This window comes from Telluria sp. ZB4P37, from assembly GCF_059685855.1.
In genome coordinates this window covers 38,522-60,625 of the sequence record NZ_JCASID010000014.1, presented here as the reverse complement: position 1 = coordinate 60,625, position 22,104 = coordinate 38,522, and the positions used below count along the sequence as shown (strand labels likewise).

Sequence of the window (22,104 nt, the reverse complement as noted above, 5' to 3'; positions counted from 1 at the left end):
GGCTCAAGGCAGTGCTGGAGGCTTGAAGCCTGCTCAAGCCATCATCGCTTCCAGCTCGGCCGCAACCTGCTGCGCCAGCTGGTGGATGTGGAAGCCGTCCACAAAACCGTGGTGTGCCTGTACCGAGAACGGCAATTCGAGGCGCCCGCCGCCGGCATCCCGGAACTTCCCCCATGCGAACGAGGGAATGTCCGGATGCGCCAGCGAGGCGCTCGGATGCTGGATCGAGGTAAACGCCAGCCACGGAATGCAGGTGACGAAGACCTGCTCCTTCGCCTCGCGCGGCGACATGTTGCGGTAGGTGGCGTTCAGCCCGGTCATGGCGCTGGCCTCCTCGCGCGCCGCGATGCCGCGGGCGACGAAGTCGCGCAGGTCGTCGGTCCAGGCGAACTGGGCGAAATTCAGGTCGTCATGGTGGTTCACCACCGTGAACGAGGGCCGCAGGCGCTCGATGCGGAATACCTCGCCGTCCAGCAGGCGCCAGCGGAAGTTCTCGATCGCGAGCACCGAACGCAGCACGGCGCACAGCAGCACGTGGAAGGGGGCCAGGCCCTGCTGCTTGCACCAGGGCCTGAAGTCCGGCAGGTCGAGCGGAAAGCACAGGTTGACCGCGGCGCTGTCCATGCCGTCGAACAGGTCGAAGCGGTCGCGCCGCCGTTCAAATTGTTCCAACTGCGTCTCCACCTGCTTGCCTGACTTACTGCGCCTTGTTCAGGCGGCTGTGGCGCACGCTGTACAGGAAATAGGTCGCCACGGCCACCGCCATCCAGATGAAAAACACGCGGAAGGTGGTCGCCGACAGGTCCTTCATGATGTACAGGCAGGCGAGGATCGACAGGCCCGGGATCAGGTAGGGGCCGAAGGGCACGCGGAAGCCACCCGGCTCGCCCGCACCCTGCTTGGCGCGGATCACCGGCACCGCGATCGACACCACGATGAAGGCGGTCAGCGTGCCCATGCTCACCATGTCCCACAGGAAGGTCGCGTCGACCAGGCCGGCCACCAGGGCCACCACGATGCAGACGATCACGGTATTGGCGGTCGGGGCCAGGGTGCGCTTGTTCACCTTCTGGAAGGTTTTCGGGATCAGACCGTCGCGGCTGATCGCGTACAGGATGCGGGTCTGGCCGTAGATCGTCACCAGGGTCACCGAGAACACCGACACCACCGCGCCCGCCGACAGCACCAGCGCCGGCCAGGCCTGGCCGGTTACGTTCTGCAGGATCACCGACAGGCCGGCCTGCTGGCCCTCGAACAGGTGGGCCGGCTGGGCGCCCATCGCGGCAAACGCCACCATCAGGTAGAACACGGTCACGATCACGAGCGCGGCCAGGATGCCGATCGGGACGTTGCGGCGCGGGTTGTTGACTTCTTCGCCGGCGGTGGCGATGGTGTCCAGGCCAATGAAGGAGAAGAACACGGTGCCGGCGGCGGCTGTCACGCCGGCCATGCCGGCATAGCCGTTGCTGTTGTCGGTATTGAAGAAGGGCGTGAAGTTGTTGGCGTCGAAGCCGGTGAAGGCGATCACCGAGAAGAAGATCAGGATCGCCAGCTTGATCAGCACCATGATGGCATTGGTGGTGGCCGATTCCTTGGTGCCGCGTACCAGCATGATGCAGCACATGGCGATCAGGAGCACCGGCGGCAGGTTGAAGTTCCCCGGCATGAAGTGGACATTATGGTGGTCCGACACGAACATCGGCGAACGCAGGTGGGCCGGGATCTCCCAGCCGATCGCATTGGTCAGGAAGTTATTCAGATAGTCGGACCAGCCGATCGCCACCGCGCTTCCCGCCAGGCCGTATTCGAGCAGCAGGCAGGCCGCCACGATGAAGGCGGCGAACTCGCCGACGGTCGCATAGGCGAACGAATAGGACGAGCCGGCAGCCGGCACGCGCCCGGCCAGCTCGGCGTAGCACAGCGCGGTCAGGCCGGCGGTGAGCGCAGCCAGCAAAAAGGACAGGATCACGGCCGGACCGGCCTTCGGCACCGCCTCGACCATCGTGAAGAAGATACCGGTGCCGATGGTGGCGCCGACGCCGATCATCGTCAGCGGGAACAGCCCGAGCGACCGCTGCAGGCCGCCGTCGCTCGTGCCGTCGCTGTCGTCATGATGACGTCCAGCGGGTTTCGTGCGGATCAGCTTTTGGCCCAGGGTCAGATTCACGGCAAGTCCTTTGGTGCGGTTGGCAAGGTCGGCGGCGTTAACGATCCGCCAATCAAAGCCTGCGATTATAGGGGTTGTTGTGTTATCGCCCAAAAATAGTTTAAACAAAGATGCATAATCAAGACATGTTTTGATAAAATGGATGGGTTCGCACGAAATCCAGCTTCGTCTGAACCCCTTTTTTTAGCGTAAAACATGCAATCCAAATGAATCAATAAGGAAAACAACATGATCTCGACCGCTTCCCGCCCCTATATCGACGCCTCCGTTCCCGTCTTGCGTGAACATGGCCTGGCCATTACCACCGAGTTCTACCGCAGCATGTTCGCGGCGCACCCGGAGCTGACCAGGCTGTTCAACATGGGCAACCAGGCCAACGGCGCGCAGCAGCAGTCGCTGGCGTCGGCGGTGTTCGCCTACGCTGCCAACATCGGCAATGCAGGGGCGCTCGGTCCGGTCGTGAGCCGCATCGTGCACAAGCACGCCTCGGTCGGCATCCGCGCCGATCACTACCCGATCGTTGGCCACCACCTGCTCGGCGCGATCAAGTCGATCCTGGGAGATGCCGCCACCGAGCCGCTGCTCAATGCCTGGGAAGAAGCCTATACCTCGCTGGCGAAGCTCCTGATCGATGCGGAATCGAAGATGTATGCCGACGCCGGCGTGCAGCCGGGCGAGACGCGCCCGATGCGCGTGCTCGACGTGGTGCGCGAAAGCGACAACATCGCCTCGATCCGTTTCGTGCCGGTCGACGGCGCCCTGCCGCCCTTCAAGGCCGGCCAGTACGTCAGCGTGGCGGTGGACTTCAAGGACGGCCGCCGCCAGCTGCGCCAGTACAGCTTGTCGGATGCGCCTGGCAAGGACAGCCTGCGTATCTCGGTCAAGCGCGAGGATGGAGACAGCGCGGTGCCATGTGGCGAGGTCTCGACCTGGCTGCACGACAACGTGAATGTCGACGACCTGCTGCACGTGACCCATCCCTTCGGCGACTTCCAGCCGGATACGGAATCAAGCGAACCGGTGGTGCTGCTCTCGGCCGGCGTGGGCATCACACCGATGATCGCGGCGCTGAACCGCATCGCCATGGTCAACCCGGAGCGCCGCGTGATCTTCGCCCATGCCGCGCGCAATGCGGCGCATCACCCGCACCAGGCTGACGTCGCCGCCGCCAAGGCGCGCATGCCGCACCTGACCGTGCTGAACTTCCATGAAGAAGACGCTGCCCTCGGCGCCCTGCCGGGCAAGATGGACCTGGCGCGCCTGCCATCGTGGCCGCGCACCGAGACCAATGTCTACATGTGCGGTCCGCTGCCCTTCATGCAGGCGCAGTGGAATGCGCTCTTGGAGGCCGGTGCGCCGGCCCCGCGTTTGCACCGCGAGGTGTTCGGGCCGGATTTGCTGGATAACCTGCTGTGATACGTGGCGGCCGGCCGGTCTGGCGAATATCCACTGCCGGTTGATCTGTCGAAAATCGTAAGGTGGGCAGGGTAAAACAGTCCAGTGGACTGTTTTACACCCGCGCCTTCAACTAAACGATGCTCCACCGCGATGCATACGCGATTTGAACGCGCGGCCGGCAAAGCCGGCCACCCTACAGCCTTGTCGTCCCAAACAAATTCTTGTGCTCCCGCGGCTGCGAACGCCAGTACTGCGGCGGTGCAAACACCTGCTCCCCCAGTTCCGCCGCCGCATGCCAGGCCCAGCGCGGGTCGTACAGCATCGCGCGCGCCAGCCCGATCACATCGGCCTGGCCCTGCTGCAGGATGCTTTCCGCCTGCTGCGCCTCCGTGATCAGCCCCACCCCGATGGTCGGCAAGCCCGTCTCCCGCTTGATGCGCTCCGCGAACGCTACCTGATAGCCCGGCCCGAGCGGAATCTCCTGCCGCGGCGACAGCCCGCCGCTGGACACGTGGATGAAATCGCAGCCGCGCGCCTGCAGCTCGCGTGCAAAGCTTAGGCTCTGCCCGATCTCCCAGCCGCCCTCGACCCAGTCGGTGGCCGAAATCCGCATGCCCACTGCCATCTCCTTCGGCACCGCGGCGCGCACGGCATCGAAGACTTCCAAAGGGAAGCGCATGCGGTTTTCCAGCGACCCGCCATAGGCGTCCTCGCGCCGGTTCGCCAGTGGCGACAGGAACTGGTGCAGCAGGTAGCCGTGGGCGCCGTGCAGCTCAATGCCGTCGAGGTCCAGCGCATGCGCACGCCGCGCCGCAGCCACGAAGCCTTCCTTCACACGCGCCAGTCCGGCAACATCGAGTGCCAGCGGCACCGTCTCGCCCTCGGCATGCGGCAGGGTCGACGGCGCGACGGTCTGCCATCCGCGCGGCTGGCCTGGCGGGATATGCGCGCCACCTTCCCACGGCACCTCGCTCGAGGCCTTGCGCCCGGCATGGGCGAGCTGGATGGCGATCTTGATCGGCGAATGGCTGCGCATGGCGCGGATCACCGGCGCCAGCGCTTCGGCATGGGCGTCGGACCACAGGCCCAGGTCGTCGGGGGAAATGCGGCCGTCAGGCGTGACGGCGGTGGCTTCGATGATCAGGAGGCCGGCGCCGGACAGCGCCAGGCCGCCGAGGTGGATCATGTGCCAGTCGGTGGCGCGGCCGTCGACACTTGAATACTGGCACATCGGGGCGATGGCGATGCGGTTCGGAAGTTGCAGGGGTCCCAGGGTAACTGGGGAGAAGAGCATGCTCATGAGGCCTCCGCGCGGGGCAAAGGCTTTAGTCTAGTGCAGAGGGGGATTTGATGTTGCGACGCTGGTGAGGAAACGGGATCCCGGCCTGCGCCGGGATGACGGTTCTACTGCCGACACACTAAACAGCTCAACGTTTGCCCAAAGACCGTCGCCCCGGCGCAGGCGTAAGCAATGCCACTGGCATTGCTTACGCTAAGTTACGCGATCAGCCGATCCGCGTCACCATCAGCGCCGCGCGCAGCCCAACGCGCACGTCCGGATTCGGGAACACCACCAGCTCCTCGTCGTGCTCCACGGTGTAGACCGTGTCGCCATCGGCCGCAATGACCTCGCCTTTTTTCATCGGCGTGAAATTCCAGGTCTCGCGCCCCACCGACATCGTGAAGGCATCGGACAACTTGATCACCTGCCGCGCCGTGGCGAACACGTGTGGCGCTGCTTTGGCGGCCCCGCCGGTTTGCCCGCGCAGCAGCCGGTCCAGTGCTGTCGACGCATCGGCAAACTGCGACAAGTCGTTCTGTCCCAGCGTACCGACCCGCCCCAGCTCCACGGTGGTCCCCGCGGCGCCATGGTGCTCGCTCGCGTAATAGCTGTAGGTGCCGACCGACTTCGGGTTCATGATGACCGCACCGATCGCCGCCTGTCCAAGCCAGTCGATCAAGGCCTTGCGCGGCTCGTCCGGGATCAGCTCCGGCACGATCGCGAACATCGGGTAGTGCGAAGGACGGATCGCCGTGTGCAGGTCCAGGTGCCAGCGCGCCGGCCCTGCCCCCGCAAAAAACGCTTCCGTCGCCGCGATGATCGCATCGGCACGCGCCGCCTCGAAGCTGCCGGCCAGCGCACCGCGCTCGCTGCGGAACATGCGGTTCAGGTCCGCATCGATAAAACGCTTGCCCGCCGCGATCGCGTCGATGTTCCCGACGCAGAGCATCAGGTCCACCGCGAGCGCGTGCGGACTGCGCGACAGGGCTTCGATAAGCCAGGCGACCATTTCGATCGGCCCGGTTTCGTCGCCATGCACGCCCACCGATACCAGCACGGTCGGGCGGGCGGCATCCGGTGCCGCCGACTTGACCGTCAGGATTCCGGGAGCCGGCAGGCCGACCGCGAAGCCAGCCTGCGTGAAGCGTTGCGCCACCGTGCCGAAGTCACCTCCGGCAAGGAGCCGCACCGCTTCCGGCAGCGCACCAGGTTCGGCTGCGCTCATGCCTTATGCTGCCAGGCGGTCCGGGCTCGAGCCTTCCGACAGCGCCCAGACGTCCAGCATTGCTTGCTCGAGCTCGACCGGCTGGGCAAAGCCCGTCAGGCCGCGCGCCTTGGTGACTTCGGCAACCGCCGCCAGCGCATCGCCGCCATGGCCGGCACGCTCGATCACCTGCAGCAGCAGGCGCTGCTGGGTGCGGCGCAATGCCTGCATCGCGTAGTTGCGCAGCTGTTCCTGGGCCATGCCCTGGGCCGGCAGCTTCAGGCCGCGTTCCAGGGTGTCGATGCCGGCCTGCTGGCGCAGCGCCATGCCGACCTGCAGGAACTGGGCCAGGCTCATGCCGCTTGGACGCTGCACCGAGACCGCCGCGAACAGGAAGGTCGCCAGCGACTCGATGGTCTCGACGGCTTTCCAGGCTGCGGTGAACGATGCCGGCAGGCCGCTGTGGCCATCGGCTTCCGAACGGGCCGGGGTCAGGCTGCGCAGCTGGTCGGCCTGGCCGAACAGCGAGGACAGCTCGGCCATGCCATCGGTACCCGCTGGCAGCGACAGCACGCCTTCGATCACGGCGCGCAACAGCGCACGGGTGCGAAGGTCGACTGCCATCGACACGTCGCGCGGCACGGTCAAGGCATCGGCGTCGAGGGCGTCGAACACCGGCGCCAGGTGCAGCGCCGACCAGGCGCGTGCCCAGGCCTTCACCACTTCGGTTTCATCCACGCGGTGCTCGGCTGCCAGGTCGCGCAGCATCAGCGGACCGCAACGGTTGACCGCTTCGTTGGCGAGCACGGTGGCCAGGATGGTATTGGCCAGCGGGTGGTTCAGCGGGTTACGGGTGGCCACCAGTTGCGCCGGGAAGTACGGGCGCAGCAGCGAGTCGGCCCAGGATTCGCTGGTCAGGTCCAGCGCCGACAGGGTGCGCTTGAAGCGGTTCTTGACGTTGGCGACGACGACCGCCAGTTCAGGGGCCGACAGGCCCAGGCCCAGTGCCTTGCGGCGCTGCAGCTCGGCGTCGCTCGGCAGCTGTTCCAGTTCGCGCGAGACCGAACCATCGGACTCCAGGTTGGTGATCAGGGCGGCATAGCCGTCCACGGTCGACCCGGTGGCCTGCGCCTGCGCTTCGCGGGTCAGCAGGTGGGTCTGCTGGGTGTTGTCGCGCAGGACCAGGCGTTCGACGTCGCCGGTCATCTCGTTCAGGATGCGGTTACGGTCACCTTCCGGCAGTTCGCCGGCATTGACTTCGGTGTCGAGCCAGATCTTGATGTTGACTTCGTGGTCGGAGCAGTCCACGCCGGCCGAGTTGTCGATCGCATCGGTGAAGATGCGGCCACCGGCCAGGGCGAATTCGATACGGCCGGCCTGGGTCGCGCCCAGGTTGCCGCCTTCGGACACGACCTTGCAACGCAGTTCGCTGCCGTTGACGCGGATGCGGTCGTTGGCGCGGTCCTTCACCTGCGCATGGGTCTCGCTCGATGCCTTGATATAGGTGCCGATGCCTCCGTTGTAGAACAGGTCGACCGGCGCCAGCAGGATGCGGTGCATCAGTTCTTCTGGTGCCAGCGAGGTTTCCTGGATGTCGAGCGCAGCGCGCACTTCGGGGCTCAGGTCGATCGAACGGGCCGAGCGCGGGTACACGCCGCCGCCCTGCGAGATCAGGCTCTTGTCGTAGTCTTCCCACGACGAACGCGGCAGCGCGAACATGCGCTGGCGTTCCTTGAACGAGACTTCGACGCCAGGTGTCGGATCCAGGAAGATGTGGCGGTGGTCGAACGCGGCCAGCACCTTCAGCTGGCGCGACAGCAGCACGCCGTTGCCGAACACGTCGCCCGACATGTCACCCACGCCGACCATGGTGATCGGGGTAGTCATCATGTCGTGGCCCAGTTCATAGAAGTGGCGCTTGACCGCTTCGAACGCGCCCTTGGCGGTAATGCCCATCTTCTTGTGGTCGTAGCCGTTCGAGCCGCCCGAGGCAAAGGCGTCGCCCAGCCAGAAGCCGCGCTTGACGGCGATGCTGTTGGCGATGTCCGAGAAGGTCGCGGTGCCCTTGTCGGCAGCGACCACCAGGTACGGGTCGTCCTGGTCGTAGCGCACGGTGTTTTCCGGCGCGACGATGGCGCCGCGCACGCGGTTGTCGGTCACTTCCAGCAGGCTGGCGATGAACAGGCGGTAGACCGATTCACCTTCGGCTGCCACGACTTCACGCGCGGCGCCGGTCGGCATCTGCTTGCACACGAAGCCGCCCTTCGAGCCGGCCGGCACGATGACGGCGTTCTTCACCATCTGCGCCTTTACCAGGCCGAGCACCTCGGTGCGGTAGTCTTCCATGCGGTCCGACCAGCGCAGGCCGCCGCGGGCGACCGGGCCGCCGCGCAGGTGCACGCCTTCGAAGCGGCGCGAGAACACGTAAATCTCGCGGTAAGGACGCGGTTCCGGCGCCAGCACCAGGTTGCTGGTATCGACCTTGAAGATGATCTTTTCGCCGTCGTTCTGGAAGTAGTTGGTGCGCACGGTGGCCAGCGCCAGGTCGACCAGTGCGGCCATGATTTCTTCGGTGTCGGCGTGGTTCACGCTCGACAGGCCGGCCTTGAGCGCGGCCAGCTTGGCGGTGCCGGCGGCGTGCTCGGACTCGCCCAGCTTCGGATCGAAGCGCAGCAGGAAACCGGTGACGAATTCCTTCACCAGGGCCGGCTGGGTGCGCAGGGTCTCGGCCATGTAGCGCACCGAGAACTTCGAGCCGAGCTGGCGCCAGTAGCTGATGTAGGCGCGTACCAGCTGCACTTCGCGCATGGCCAGGCCGCCTTCGATGGTCAGGCCGTTCATGCGGCCGTCTTCGGCTTCGCCGTTGAACAGTGCGGTGAACAGTTCTTCGGCCACCGGGATGATGCCCTGCTTGACCAGCTTGGCGCCGCTCTCGTCGTCCACCGCCAGTGCGGTGACGTGGTGGCGCGCGCCGTCGGCGGTCTTGATCATCCAGGTCTGCTCGCGGTCCACGGCGATACCGGCGTTTTGCAGTGCCGGCAGGATGCGCGACAGCGACGGCACGACTTCGCCCGAGTACAGGCGGATCGAGGCGCCCGCGGCGGCGTTGCCGGCGCCGCTGCCAGGTTCCACGCGCACGGCGACGCGATCCTGCTGGCCGTTCTTGAGCAGGGCCTGCAGGTCGCTGAACGCAGTTTCAGGTGCGGTGGCGGTGACAAACGAGACCGGCAGGTTGGCGCCGAGTTTGCGCAGGCTGCTGCGCTGGGTGTGCTCGTCCACGCTGTTGGTCAGGAGCGCGAAGCGGTCATGCCAGCCGTCCAGCACGGACAGCAGCGGCTGCTGGATGTCGGTTTCCAGGTCGAGCGGATTGCGCGCGGCGTGGGCGATCAGGTAGACGCGCGCCAGCGGGCCGTCGGCCACCAGGGTCTGCACGCGCACATCAACCGCGCCCGAGCTTTCCTTCAGGGCCGCGGCCAGGCCGGAGGCAACCTGGGCGCTGTAGCGCTCGCGCGGCAAATAGACCAGCACGTTCAGGTGGCGCGCATAGACGTCGCGGCGCGCGAAGACTTTCGGGCGCGGCTGCTTGTACAGCGATACGACCGAGCTGCAGACCTGGGCCAGCCATTCCGGATCGGCTTCGAGTGCTTCGGTGCGCGGAAGCGACTCGAGGATCTCGACAAACTTCTCGGCGCGGAAACCTTCCTGGCGCACGCCGGCGATCGACAGCACCTTGGCGACGCGGCCGCGCGCGAACGGCAGGCGCGCCAGCGGGGTCGAGGTGGCGGCGCGGGTGAACAGGCCCACGAAGCAGTGCTCGCCCAGGATGCGCCCTTGCGCGTCGGTGTCGCGCACGCCGATGAAGTCGAGCGGCTGATCGCGGTGCAGGGTGCCTTCGACGTCGGCTTTCACGATCGACAGGGTATCGGCGCGGCGCGACAGGGTTTCGAAGTCGCCCGGGATATTGGCCAGGCAGGTGCCGTAGACCGGATGTGCGGTATCTTGCAGCACGCCGACGCGGCTCGGGACGTCGCGCTCGAGTTCGCGCACGCCTTCCTTGACCATGTAGTACGCGTAGCCGAACGGCTCGAAGCCTTCGTTCTTGGCCCATTCGAGAAAGGCCGCGACTTCCTGGCCTTCGGCGGTGCCTGCCTGGGCGGCGGCGGCGGCGACGGCGGTCATGCGGTCGGCCATCTTGACGGCGTCGCGGTGCACCACGGCGGCATCGTTGGCCACCATGCGGATGCGCGCGGTCAGCACGTCGAGTTCGGCGAATTCGAGTTCGTCGTTGAGCAGCACCAGCACGATCGATTCGAGCGGGGCGCCGGCTTCGCCGACGGAGATGGCGGCGCCGGCGCCGTCGCGGCGCACGGCCAGCACGGCGTTCATCACGCCGGTGGCGATCTGGCGCTCCTTGCGCAGGGCCATCACGAAGGAATCGACCAGGTAAGGCATGTCGGCGTTCAGGATCAGCAATGCGGTGGCCATGCCGCCACGCCCGTCGGAATACTGCATCTGCGCGATCTGGCAGCCAGGGCCGGTGCGCTGGGCCAGCTGCGAGAAACCTTCCCACAGCACAGGCGCCAGGCTCTCGGGTGCGGTGCCGGCCAGGTCTTCGTCGTCGAGCGATCCGAGCCACGCGCTGATCAGCGCGCCCACCTGCTTGGTGTCGCTGCCTGCGGCGTGGTTTGCATTCACCAGAGCGAGCGTCTGGTTACGCAGATCTTGTGGCATGTCTTTCATTTGCTTCTCCAAAGTTTGTGTGCCCGGCGCGCTTTTCGGCTTGTGGCTTCGCGCTGCCCTGGCTCTATATTGGACGGGGGTGTCCCGTCCGAATTCCGTGTGCGTCGCAGTATTCCTGGGTGCGCCAATCCGTTATTAGAACATGCCATGCGGGCTGGGTCACGCCCGTTCCGCTTGGCCTCATGCAGGATTAAGACAGGTCGTAAAGACCCGGCAGGCCAAGGATACGTTCGAGTTCCTCGAGGGCGGCCAGGCATTCGATCGCCAGCTGCGGATCGGCCAGGTCCTTCGGCTCGACGTGGTCGCGGTAATACCGCTCGACCCAGGGCACCAGCTTCGCATACAGGGATTCGGTCATGACCACGCCCTGGTGCATGGCGCGCGCTTCGTCGTCGGTCAAGGCCACGCGCAGGCGCAGGCAGGCCGGCCCGCCGCCGTTACGCATGCTCTGGCGCAGGTCGAACTCGAGAAGCTCGTCAATCGGGCCGCCGCCGGCCACCATGCCGTCAAGGTAAAGCGACACCGCCGGGTTCTCGCGGCATTCGTGCGGCACCAGCAGCGCCATGCGGCCGTCCGGCTTGGTGAGCAGCTGGCTGTTGAACAGGTAGCTGGCCACGGCATCGGCCACCGGCACCTGGCCGGTCGCCACGCGCACCGGCAGCAGGCCGGTATCGACGGTTTCCAGCGCCCGGCGCAGCGCGTCGAGCGTATTCGCTTCATCCAGGAATGCCTGCTCGTGATAGAACAAAACGTTGCCGTTGCCGACCGCGATCACGTCGTTGTGGAACACGCCCTGGTCGATCACGTCTGGGTTCTGCAAGGCGAACACGGTGCGCGCCGGGTCCAGGCCATGCAGGCGGGCGACCGCCTGCGAGGCTTCCAGGGTCTGGCGCGCCGGGTATTTCTTCGGGCTCGGGGCGGACGGATCGAACTCCGCCCGGCCGTACACGAAGAATTCGACGCCGGACGCGCCATGCGAGCTTGCAAAACGGGTATGGTTGGCCGCGCCCTCGTCGCCGAAAGCCGGCACCGGCGGCAGCGCGTCGTGCACCATGAAGTGGCCGGCGTCGCCGAAGATGGCGCGCAGCGTGCGGGTGGCCTGCACGTATTCTTCGGAGCGGTGCAGCTTGTTGTTCAGGTTGGCCGGCGTGAAGTGCACGCGCCCGTCCCGCGCGTCGGCGGAGGGGCTCACGGTGGCCGCGTTGGCGGTCCACATCGGCGCGGCCGACCAGGCGCAGGCCAGGATCACCGGCGCCTCGCGGAAGGCCTGGCCCAGCACGTCGGCGTCGGTGCCCGAGAAGCCGATGCGGCGCAGGAGCCGGAAGTTCGGGCGTGCCTGCGGCGGCATCACGGCCTGGGCGAAGCCGCGCGCAGCCAGCGCGCGCATCTTGGCCAGGCCCTGCAGCGCGGCCTGGCGCGGGTTCGAGGCGCTGCGCACATTGCTGAACGAGGCGACGTTGCCGAACGAGAGGCCGGCGTAGTTGTGGGAAGGGCCAACCAGGCCGTCGAAGTTGTATTCGCGAGCAGTACGCATGATTTAGAAAGCCAGTCCCGGCGACAGCTTGGCCGGCATCTCGAGTTCGGCCGTCTCGATCGAGGCGACCGGGTAGGCACAGTAATCGGCCGCGTAATAGGCGCTCGGGCGGTGATTGCCCGACTTGCCGACGCCGCCGAAAGGCGCCGAGCTGGCCGCGCCCGTGGTCGGACGGTTCCAGTTGACGATGCCGGCGCGCGCGCGGACGGCGAAGCGCTTCCAGAGTTCTTCCGACGGCGACAACAGTGCCGCGGCCAGGCCAAATTCAGTGCCGTTGGCGGCGACCATGGCAGCGTCGAAGTCCTTCACGCGGATTACCTGCAGCAGCGGGCCGAACCACTCTTCGTCCGGGATCTCCTTTGCATCGGTGGTGTCGACGATGCCGGCGGTGACGAAACCGGCGTTCGGGTCGAGTTGTTTCATCTGCAGCAGCACCTTGCCTCCCTTGGCAGCCATCGCGGCCTGCGCTTCGATCAGGCGTGCGGCGACGGCTGCGGAAACCACAGGGCCCATGAAAGGCTGGGGCTCGGCCTTCGAGGCGCCGACCTGCAGGGTCGAGGCGACTTGCACCAGCCGGTCGAGGAAGGCCTGGCCACTTGGGCTGTCCTGGATGATCAGGCGGCGCGCGCAGGTGCAGCGCTGGCCGGCCGAAATGAAGGCCGACATCACGGCGTGGTGCACGGCCGCGTCGAGGTCCTTCGGCTCGTTCTTGATGTCCCACACCACCAGCGGGTTATTGCCGCCCATTTCCAGCGCCAACATCTTGCCCGGCTGGCCGCCGAACTGCTTGTGCAAGGCGGCGCCGGTCTGGCTGCTGCCGGTAAACAGGACGCCGTCGATGTCGGCGGCCTGGCCGAGCGCGACGCCGGTGTCGCGCCCGCCATTCACCAGGTTCAGCACGCCCTTGGGCAGGCCGGCCTGTTCCCACAGCTGCACGGTTTTCACCGCGGTGCGCGGCGCGTATTCGCTCGGCTTGAAGACCACCGTGTTACCGGCGATCAGGGCCGGCACGATGTGGCCGTTGGGCAGGTGGCCCGGGAAGTTATAGGGACCGTAGACCGCGAACACGCCGTGCGGGCGGTGGCGCAGCACGGCATTGCCGTCGGCGACCTTGGAAGCCGTCTCGCCGGTGCGCGCGCCATACGACTGCACCGAGATGTCGATCTTGTTGGCCATGGTGGCGACCTCAAGGCGCGCTTCCCACAGCGGCTTGCCCACTTCTTCGGCGATGATGCCGGCCAGTTCTTCGGCATGTTCCTTGAGCAGGTCGCGAAAACGCGTGGCCACGAGGATGCGCTCATCCAGCGGGCTCAAGGCCCAGGATTCGAACTGGGCACGCGCGGCGGCGACTGCATGCTGCACGTCTTCCGCGGTCGATTGGTTGCTGGTCCAGGTCTGGCGGCCGGTTGACGGATCGATGGTGGCGAGTTCCGTGCCGCTGCCGGCGAGCCACTCGCCATTGATATAGTTCGAGAGCTTAGCCATGGGCGTTCTTCCTTGCGTTGAGGGTCAGCGTACGCACTTCGTCGCCGGCCTGCACGTGCAGCTGCGAGAGTTCCTGGGCGGTCAATGCGACGCGGTTGGCGCCGGGGACGGCGCGGGTGAGGATCATGCGGAAATCGGCCAGCTTGGTGTTGGAGACGAGCACGTGCTCAATGTTTTCCAAATGGGCGCCTACCGGCACGCCGGCGTGCGCGCCTGTGGTTGCGCCCTCCTCGGCAATCGCCAGCACGCTGTCGCGCACCGCGCGCAGCTCGGACACGCGGCCCTGCAGCACCGGGCCGGCGTCGAAGATGTCGACATAGCCTTCGTAATGCATGCCTTCGTTTTCCAGCAGCTTCCTCGCCGGGAGGGTCGAGGTGTGCACCTGGCCGATGACTTCGCGCGCCGATTCCGGCAGATAATCGACGTAGAGCGGCTGGCGCGGCATCAGCTCGGCGATGAAGGACTTCTTGCCGATCGCGGTCAGGCCATCCACATGGTTGAAGTCCATCTTGAAGAAATGCCGGCCCAGGCCTTCGTAGAAGGGCGAGACGCCCTGCTCGTCCTGGTAGCCGCGCATCTCGGCGATGATCTTCTCGGTGAACATGTGCTGAAACTGGGCGATGAACAGGAAGCGGCTTTTCGACAGCCACTTGCCATTGAAGCCGGCGCGGTACTGCGGCAGCAGGAACAGCGAGCACAGTTCGGTCGAGCCGGTCAGGTCGTTCGACAGGTACAGGGTTTCCATCCGCGTGAACACGTTCAGTTCGCGGCTGCAGTGCACCAGGGTGCCGATGCGGTAGTTGTAGAAGGGCTCGGTCAGGCCAACCGCTCCCTTGATGGCGCAGACGCCGGCAATGCGCGCGTCGTCGGTGTGCTCGAGCACGAACATGTAGTCGCGCTCTTCGGGCGGGATGGTCTCGGCGAACGAGGCTACCGCGGTGGCGATGCGGTCGCCCAGCATCTTGAGGTCCGGCTTGAGGGTAGTCATGCCGCTGCCGGCCTGGCGCGCCATTTCCATCAGGGCGTCCAGGTCGGTCATTTTGATTGCACGGATTACGAGCATGGAGTCCTCTTTCAGATGCGCACGCAGGTGACGCTGTCACCTGGAGAGACGCCCAGCGCCTGCTGGGCCTCGCGCGGCAGGCAGATGGCCTGGGCGGTGTCGACCGGCGGGCAGGCAGTGATGACGGCGCGGAAGTTCTGTTCGGTGCTGGCCACCGCATAGGCCACCAGCGATTCAAGCGGCGCATCAATCCGGGCATTCTCGACCTGGCGAAGGTGCGAGCCGCAGAACGAGCGCAGCGAATTGCGGTGCGCCTGCAGGATCGGGCCGCCGTCGAAAATGTCGATGTATTCGTCGGCTTCGAAGCCTTCTTGCGTGAGCAGGTCGAAGGCGAGTTCGCCGCTCGGGTGGATCTGGCCCAGCGCGGCCTGGGCGTCGCCCGGCAGCAGCGGCACATAGACCGGATAGTGCGGCATCAGTTCGACGATCAGGGTGCGGTTGCGGGCACCGTCGATGACGCGCTCGGCCTCCAGAAAGTCCATCTTGAAGAACTTGCGGCCCAGCGCATTCCAGAAAGCCGACTGGCCATCGGCGTCGGTGACGCCGGCCAGCGGCACGAAGAAGCGGTCGCCGAAGCGGTGCGGCGCCAGCACCGCGTACAGCAGGCGTGCACGCGACAGCAGCGCGGCCTCGAGCCCGGCGCTGTCGCGGTTGCGGATATAAAAGCCCGACAGGTGCGAATAGGCGGTCAGCTCCGAGCACAGGGTCAGCGCGTGCACGCTGTGGCTGATGTTCAGGTCGCGCGAGACCTGCTGGATCACGTCGTTGCGGAACGCAAAATAGGTGCCGTTCGAGCCGGCCGACGCATGGATCGACGAGGTGCCGACCACTTCACGCATGCGCAGGTCTTCGAGCACAAACTGGTAGGACTCCTCGCTCGGGATGTCGACCTGGGCGGCGAAGGAGGCGATCGAGCGCTCGACCGAGGCGACGATGGCTTCACGCGTGCGCGGCAGCGTGTGCACGCCGGGAATCGAGACCGCCCCCAATGCCTCGAGGGCGCCGATATCACCGCGCTCTACCGGACGAACTACATACATGCGAACTCCTGAAAGAGATCAATCGATCTGTCAAACGGCACGGCCGGCCGCGCTTTCAACAAGCGGGCCGGCCCGGGCATGGCGTGGATCAGCCGGTGATGAAAGCCTCGACGGCTTCGCGCATCAGGCGGTCGGCCTCGAGGATCTGCTCGTCCGACACCACCAGCGCCGGCGCCAGGCGCACCACGTCGGGACCGGCAATCAGCAGCATCAGGCCGAGCTTTTCAGCCAGCTTGGTGTAGTCCTTGGAACGGCCCTTGTAGCCTTCGGCCATCGGCAGGCCGATGAGCAGGCCCATGCCGCGCGGCTTGCCGAAGACTTGCGGATAGTCGCTTGCGAGCTTGTTCAGGTTGGCGAAGATCTTGTCGCTGGCTTCGCGCACGCGTGCCAGGAAAGCAGGCTGGCTGATGGTCTCGACCACCTTCAGTCCGACGGTCGCCGCCAGCGGGTTGCCGCCGTAGGTGGTGCCGTGCGAACCAACGCCGAAGTGCTGCGCGATTTCTTCGGTGGTGAGCATGGCACCGATCGGGTAGCCGTTGCCCAGCGCCTTGGCCGACGTCAGGATGTCCGGGGTCACGCCCATGTCCATGTAGGCATAGAACGTGCCGGTACGGCCCACGCCCGACTGCACTTCGTCGAACACCAGCAGCGCGCCGGTCGCGTCGCAGAACTCGCGCAGCGCCTTCAGGTATGCCTTGTCGCCCGGGATGACGCCGCCCTCGCCCTGGATCGGCTCGACGATCACGGCTGCCACATCATCGGTGATCGCGGCGCGCGCGGCCTCGATGTCGTTGTACGGGATGTGGCTCAGTTCCTGCGGCAGCGGCTCGAAGCCTTCGGTGTACTTCGGCTGGCCGCCGACCGACACGGTGAACAGGGTGCGGCCGTGGAAGGACGACAGGCAGGACACGATGCGCGACTTGTGCGGGCCGAACTTGGTGTGCGCGTACTTGCGCGCCAGCTTCAGGGCCGCTTCGTTGGCTTCGGCGCCCGAGTTGCAGAAGAAGGCGCGGTCGGCGAAGGTGGCTTCGGTCAGGGCCGAGCCAAGGCGCAGCACCGGCTCGTTGGTGTAGCCGTTACCGAGGTGCCACAGGGTGTTGATCTGTTTGGTGACTGCGTCGACCAGGGCCGGGTTGCAGTGGCCCAGGCTCGAGACGGCAATGCCCGAGGTGAAGTCGAGGTAACGCTTGCCTTCCTGGTCCCACACTTCCAGGCCCGCCGCGCGTACCGGCACCATGGCTGCCGGGGCATAGGTCGGGACGAGGACTTCGTCGAAGGTCTGCCGAGTGACAGGCCGCGTGGTGACACCAGAGTCGAGCTTTGCGTTCATGGCTTCTTCCTCATCTTCAAGAAGGTTGTGCGCGGGCCTATCGCCGCGCAGGTTGAACCCATTATAGGAAGGCACCCCCACAAGTTCTTGCAGAACTGCGACAGGGATTTTCGTTTTTAGTCGGAGAAATATTATGGGAATGACAAAGGCCCTTGCCCTGCAGGGCTCGCTTCTCGTACAGGGCCGCCGGCGCCCGGCAGCCTGGCCGTGATGTACTGACAGAAAAAGCGTTTGACAGCATCGATTACAGATGTAATTATCATCTTCGATTACACTTGTAATTGGAAAAGATATGACTGACTCTCCACAACCCGGGATCAGCGACGCCGAGTCGCAAGTGATGGAAGTGCTCTGGCGCGCAGCCGAACCGGTCGGGGCCGAGCACATCATCGCCGCGCTGTCCGACACCCAGCGTTGGCAGGCGGCCACGGTCAAGACCCTGCTTAACCGCCTGCTCAAGAAAGGCGCGATCGCCGCACGAAAAGACGGACGGCGCTTTCTCTACCATGCCGTGCTGCAGCGCCAGGAATGGCTGGCCCGCGAAAGCGAAGGCTTGCTGCAGCGCCTGTTCGGCGGGCGCATCGCGCCGCTGGTTGCGCATTTCGGCAGCCAGCGCAAGCTGTCGCAGGCCGATATCCAGGAATTGCGCATGCTGATCGACGAGTTCGACGATGGCAAGTGAACTCACGCTGCTCGTACTGCGCGCGGCATGCTTTGCCAGCCTTGCCATCCTCCTCCTGCTGGTGGCGCGAACACCGCTACGCCGATGGAGCGGCGCCACCCTTGCCTACCAGGCCTGGCTGGTCGTCCCGCTGGTGACCATCGCCGCCATCCTGCCGGCGCGCTCGATGCCGATCGTGTTCGCTGCGCCGGCGCTGCGCCCGATGCAGGCATTCGCCGCCCAGGCCGTGCCGCTCGCCCCGGCCCAGGTCGATGGGCTGCTGGTGATATGGGCATGCGGCATGCAGGCGTCAATCGCCTGGTTCGTGCTCGGGCACCTGGCTTTCCTGCGCAAGGCGGGCCGCCTGACCCGGTGTGACGAGGTGTACTTCAGCCAGGCCGACGCCGGCCCCGCCTCGGTAGGCCTGTTCAGCCCCCGCATCATCTTGCCGCATGATTTCGCGCAGCGCTATTTGCCATCCGAGCAAGCCCTCGTGATCGCCCACGAGCAGGCCCACATCGGCCGCCGCGACGCCCTGGCCAACTTGCTGGCGGCCCTCTTCCAGTGCGTGTTCTGGTTCAATCCGCTGGTCCATCTGGGCGCACGCTGTTTTCGCCAGGACCAGGAACTGGCCTGCGATGCGCTTGTCATGCAGCGCCATCCCCAGCAAGCCCGGGTGTATGCGGAAGCGCTGCTCAAGTCCCATACCGGCGCCCTTGTCCTTCGCTCCGGAATCAATTGTCACTGGAAAACCCACCACCCGACCAAGGAGCGTCTCATGAGCCTGCAGCACACCCCATCCGGAACCCTTCGCCGCCTCGCCGGCCGCTGTTTCCTTGCCCTGCTGGCCGCGGGCGCGGTTACCGGAACGCTCGGCGTTCGCGCACAAGAGGCCGCGACGGCGCCGTCCTATTCGGTGGCGATGACCCTCGACGCCGGCGGAGAACGATCGGCGCCGCGTGTCGTGACGAGGGCGGGAGAGAAGTTCGCCGTGGCCTCGGGCGAGTGGCGCATCGAAATGACCGTGCGCCCCGGGCAAACGGCTGGCGACGTCTGGCTAAAAGGCCGGGTCTTGAAGGGCGCGGATGTGGTTAGCGCGCCGACCCTGCTGGCCCGTCTGGATGAACAGGCGACAATCAAGGTGGGCGACGCCAGTGCGCCATTCAGTGTCTCGATGGTCGTCACGCGCCAGCCTTGAACGGCGCCGGATAAGGCGCTACTGCCCCAGCTTGCGCTGCCTTTCCTCGCGTGGCGTATTCCCGAACAGCGCCCCGAAGGCGGTCGAGAAGTGCGAGCCTGAGGAAAACCCGCACATCAGCCCCACCTGCACGATCGAATGATTGGTCTCGATGAGCAGCTTGCGGGCCCGTTGCAGGCGCAGCTCGAGGTAGTAGCGCGAGGGCAGGCTGCCCAGGTATTGCTTGAACAGGCGCTCGAGCTGGCGCCGCGACACGCCCGACAGCCCCGCGATCTCGTCGGTCGACAGCGGCTCCTCGATGTTCGCTTCCATCAGCGCCACCGCCTCGGTGAGCTTGGGCTGCAGGGTGCCGAACCTGGCCTGCAGCGCCACCCGCTGGCGCTCGTCCTTGCCGCGCACCCGGTCCACGCACAGGATTTCCTTGACCTGGGCCTGGACCGCACCGCCGAACAGCAGCTCGACCAGGGTCAGCGCAAAATCGATGCTGGCCGCGCCGCCGCAGCAGGTCAGGCGGTTGCCGTCGACTTCGAACAGATTGGGCGTGAACAGGGCCTGCTCGGCCAGTGCATTTGTGTCGGGATAGAGCGCCCAGGGCAGCGCCGTGCGGATGCCGTGCAGGGCGCCGGCATCGGCCAGCCACAAGACGCCGGCGCCGACCCCGCCCCAGAACGGCGCGGCGCGGCAGCGCTCGACCAGGGCCCGGCAGTTGGCGGGCCGCAGCGCGGCTTCGGCCTCGTCGGCCACCAGCAGCACCAGGTGCCAATAGCGCTGGGCATCGGCCATGAACTTGTCGGGGCTGCGCACGTCCACGTGCAGCAGTTCGGGTCCCAGCAGCTTGGCGGCGAGGCGCAGCGGCTGGACCAGGCCGGACCAGGTCAGCATGTCCGGCTCGCCCGCGTTCACCAGCAGCACGCGCAGCGGGCGTTCCTGTGCCAGCAGGGACAGGTCAGCAGGCTGCATCGGAACGGTTTGGCGGTGTCATACGGGGGAAGGGGCATGGCGCCCGGTAGTGCGCATCGCCCGCTATCATACAGAACAATGCGCAGGACAATGGGGGGCCGTCCCGGCCGGCATTCGAATAATGCTTCGCAGGCGGCTATAATCCTGCCCCATGGGGGAACGATATTTAAAGAGTGTCCGGCTGCTGGCCGAGTGCATGCAAGGCTTCGAGCGTTTTTCCGGCGAATCGGTGCGCCAGCACGGGCTGACGCACGCGCAGTTCGATATCATTGCCACGCTGGGCAACACGGCCGGGATGAGCTACAAGGAACTGGGCGAGCGCACCCTGATCACCAAGGGCACGCTGACCGGGGTGATCGAGCGGCTGGAACAGAAAGGCCTGGTCGTGCGCGAACGCAGCACCGACGACAAGCGTTCGTTCTTCGTGCGCCTGACGCCCGCCGGCGAGGCGGTATTCTGCGACGTCTTCCCCAAGGTCGTGGCACACGGCAAGCAGCTGTTCGCCGGCTATGGCACTACCGAATTCGATGCCCTCGACGCCGCATTGCGCAAGCTGCGCGACCAGATCGCCGCCGGCGGCGCCTCCCCACCTTCTGACACATAAAGGAATCGCCTTGAAAACCTCCCTGATCGACGGCAAGAAGCCTGCCCATTTCGACAAGCACATCATCGGCAACATCCTGCTGGACGTCGCCCCCCTCGACGAAGTGCAGCAGGAAAGCATGCTGATCGGCGTGCGCAACGACTCCGGCGAGATCTACCGCCTCATCGGTGCAACCAAGCTCAATAGTTTCATGAACGCCGTCGAGGAATTGATCGACCTGGGCCTGACCGACGAGCTGCAGGACACCGAAGAGCAGAAGGAAGGCTGCGACGCCATCTTCAGCGAGCTGTGATCCGGCTCACCGCCGTGCACTGGCCGGCAAGAACTTAATGCCACAAGGCAATATTTTTAAGTCCGGCCGTGCAATGGGGGTATAATTTTTCGATGGACCGACTCTCTGCCCTCAAGAGTATTGCCGCCCAGGCCAGCCGCGGCGACCTCAGCTTCCCCACGAACGTCGATGCAACGCTCAAGCTGCAGCGCGCCCTGGGCGAGCCCGACTGCCATACCGACATGGCGGCGCGGCTGGTGCAGGCCGAGCCGCTGCTGGCGGCGCGCACCGTCGCGATCGCCAATTCGGTGGCCTACAACCGCGCCGGGCACGACGTCACCAACGTCCGGGCGGCGGTACAGCGCGTCGGCTTCCGCACCCTCGGGGCGCTGGCCGCCTCCGTGATCGTACGCCAGCTGGCGAGCGAAATCAGCGATCCGGGCCTGCGCGCCAAGGCCGACGCCCTGTGGATCCACTCGGCCCACGTGGCCGCCCTGGCCCAGGTGATCGCGCGCCGCGTCTCGTTTGTCGATCCCGAAACGGCCATGTTCGCCGGCATCGTGCATGAAGTGGGCGGCTTCTACCTGCTCTCGCGCGCCGAGGAATTCCCCGGCCTGCTCGACGGCGGCCCCGAGGACTGGCTCGAACATGGCGAAGTGGCGATCGGCCGCGGCGTGCTGCTCAAGCTCGGCGTGCCGGTACCCGTGATGGGTGCGATCGAGGCGCTCTGGAACGGCATGCGCGCCCTGCCGCCGGAAACCCTGGGCGACACCCTGCTGCTGGCCAAGGACCTGGCGCCCTTCCCTTCCCCGCTGCACCAGCGCCCCGGCGCGACCACGCTTGATACCGCCGCGACCATCGATTTCACGACCGGCGAAGGTACGCTGGCCCAGGTGCTGGCCGAATCGGCTGAAGAAGTGAAGAGCCTGACAGCCGCGCTGCTCTGACGCATCAGGCGTCCTGCCCATGGCATGGGCAAAAAAAATGCCCGCTCATGAAGCGGGCAAAGTCCAAAACTAGGGATGTCCTGAAAGAGACAGTTCCACTATAGGCCGCGCCCCAGGCAGCTTCCGTGCGGTGATTCACACAGCGCTGTTTTTGTAGCGAAACCCGCGACGGCAAAAAAAACCCGCTCCGGTTGGGGAGCGGGTGAAGTCCAAAACTAGG

General features: G+C 65.9%; 17 protein-coding genes. 6 read left to right on the top strand and 11 right to left on the bottom strand.

What is annotated here, in order from left to right; translation table 11 throughout:
- Positions 1–33 precede the first annotated feature (33 nt).
- A complete protein-coding gene (locus AC56K1_RS19025; protein ID WP_497159360.1) occupies positions 34–672 on the bottom strand; it encodes a CatA-like O-acetyltransferase in 639 nt (212 codons plus the stop codon).
- Between the two features lie 25 nt (positions 673–697).
- Complete coding sequence (locus tag AC56K1_RS19020; protein WP_497159359.1) at positions 698–2,167, bottom strand: APC family permease; 1,470 nt, start codon at positions 2,165–2,167, stop codon at positions 698–700.
- 228 nt (positions 2,168–2,395) lie between these two features.
- Between AC56K1_RS19020 and AC56K1_RS19015 the strand changes: the two genes are divergently transcribed.
- Positions 2,396–3,583, top strand: coding sequence for a globin domain-containing protein (locus AC56K1_RS19015; RefSeq protein ID WP_497159358.1), 1,188 nt, complete (start codon positions 2,396–2,398; stop codon positions 3,581–3,583).
- A gap of 175 nt (positions 3,584–3,758) precedes the next feature.
- Here AC56K1_RS19015 and AC56K1_RS19010 read toward each other — a convergent pair whose 3' ends face one another.
- The 8 genes from AC56K1_RS19010 to AC56K1_RS18975 all read right to left on the bottom strand — a co-directional run bounded on the left by AC56K1_RS19010 (position 3,759) and on the right by AC56K1_RS18975 (position 17,243).
- Positions 3,759–4,865 carry an NADH:flavin oxidoreductase/NADH oxidase gene (locus tag AC56K1_RS19010; protein ID WP_497159357.1) on the bottom strand — a complete coding sequence of 369 codons (1,107 nt, stop codon included), beginning with the start codon at positions 4,863–4,865 and terminating at the stop codon, positions 3,759–3,761.
- A 205-nt stretch (positions 4,866–5,070) separates the two neighbouring features.
- Entirely contained in the window at positions 5,071–6,072 is a 1,002-nt protein-coding gene (locus tag AC56K1_RS19005) for a succinylglutamate desuccinylase (RefSeq protein ID WP_497159356.1), read from the bottom strand.
- A gap of 3 nt (positions 6,073–6,075) precedes the next feature.
- A complete protein-coding gene (locus AC56K1_RS19000) occupies positions 6,076–10,791 on the bottom strand; it encodes an NAD-glutamate dehydrogenase domain-containing protein (protein ID WP_497159355.1) in 4,716 nt (1,571 codons plus the stop codon).
- 190 nt (positions 10,792–10,981) lie between these two features.
- Complete coding sequence (astB, locus tag AC56K1_RS18995) at positions 10,982–12,325, bottom strand: N-succinylarginine dihydrolase (protein WP_497159354.1); 1,344 nt, start codon at positions 12,323–12,325, stop codon at positions 10,982–10,984.
- Positions 12,326–12,328: 3 nt separating this feature from the next.
- Positions 12,329–13,810 carry a succinylglutamate-semialdehyde dehydrogenase gene (gene astD / locus AC56K1_RS18990; protein WP_497159353.1) on the bottom strand — a complete coding sequence of 494 codons (1,482 nt, stop codon included), beginning with the start codon at positions 13,808–13,810 and terminating at the stop codon, positions 12,329–12,331.
- Positions 13,803–14,873 (bottom strand): arginine N-succinyltransferase, encoded by a 1,071-nt coding sequence (gene astA, locus AC56K1_RS18985; protein ID WP_497159352.1) that lies wholly within the window; start codon positions 14,871–14,873, stop codon positions 13,803–13,805. Before astA ends, astD begins: the two co-directional genes overlap by 8 nt.
- Positions 14,874–14,884: 11 nt before the next feature.
- Positions 14,885–15,913 (bottom strand): arginine N-succinyltransferase, encoded by a 1,029-nt coding sequence (locus AC56K1_RS18980; protein ID WP_497159351.1) that lies wholly within the window; start codon positions 15,911–15,913, stop codon positions 14,885–14,887.
- A gap of 88 nt (positions 15,914–16,001) precedes the next feature.
- Positions 16,002–17,243, bottom strand: a complete 1,242-nt coding sequence (locus AC56K1_RS18975) for an acetylornithine/succinyldiaminopimelate transaminase (RefSeq protein ID WP_497159350.1) — start codon at positions 17,241–17,243, stop codon at positions 16,002–16,004.
- Between the two features lie 292 nt (positions 17,244–17,535).
- On the opposite strand from AC56K1_RS18975, the gene AC56K1_RS18970 reads away from it, so the two are divergent.
- On the top strand, positions 17,536–17,925 hold the full coding sequence (locus AC56K1_RS18970; protein ID WP_497159349.1) for a BlaI/MecI/CopY family transcriptional regulator: 390 nt from the start codon (positions 17,536–17,538) through the stop codon (positions 17,923–17,925).
- Positions 17,915–19,102: a M56 family metallopeptidase gene (locus tag AC56K1_RS18965; protein ID WP_497159348.1), complete on the top strand. Its 1,188-nt coding sequence runs from the start codon at positions 17,915–17,917 to the stop codon at positions 19,100–19,102. Before AC56K1_RS18970 ends, AC56K1_RS18965 begins: the two co-directional genes overlap by 11 nt.
- Before the next feature lie 18 nt (positions 19,103–19,120).
- On the opposite strand, the gene AC56K1_RS18960 is transcribed toward AC56K1_RS18965, so the two are convergent.
- Positions 19,121–20,062 carry a GlxA family transcriptional regulator gene (locus tag AC56K1_RS18960; protein WP_497159347.1) on the bottom strand — a complete coding sequence of 314 codons (942 nt, stop codon included), beginning with the start codon at positions 20,060–20,062 and terminating at the stop codon, positions 19,121–19,123.
- A gap of 196 nt (positions 20,063–20,258) precedes the next feature.
- Between AC56K1_RS18960 and AC56K1_RS18955 the strand changes: the two genes are divergently transcribed.
- From AC56K1_RS18955 to AC56K1_RS18945, 3 genes are all read left to right on the top strand, one after another.
- Positions 20,259–20,666 (top strand): MarR family winged helix-turn-helix transcriptional regulator, encoded by a 408-nt coding sequence (locus AC56K1_RS18955; protein ID WP_497159346.1) that lies wholly within the window; start codon positions 20,259–20,261, stop codon positions 20,664–20,666.
- Positions 20,667–20,676: 10 nt separating this feature from the next.
- Positions 20,677–20,958 carry a hypothetical protein gene (locus tag AC56K1_RS18950; protein ID WP_171088453.1) on the top strand — a complete coding sequence of 94 codons (282 nt, stop codon included), beginning with the start codon at positions 20,677–20,679 and terminating at the stop codon, positions 20,956–20,958.
- A 92-nt stretch (positions 20,959–21,050) separates the two neighbouring features.
- A complete protein-coding gene (locus tag AC56K1_RS18945; protein WP_497159345.1) occupies positions 21,051–21,884 on the top strand; it encodes an HDOD domain-containing protein in 834 nt (277 codons plus the stop codon).
- The last annotated feature ends 220 nt before the right edge of the window (positions 21,885–22,104 follow it).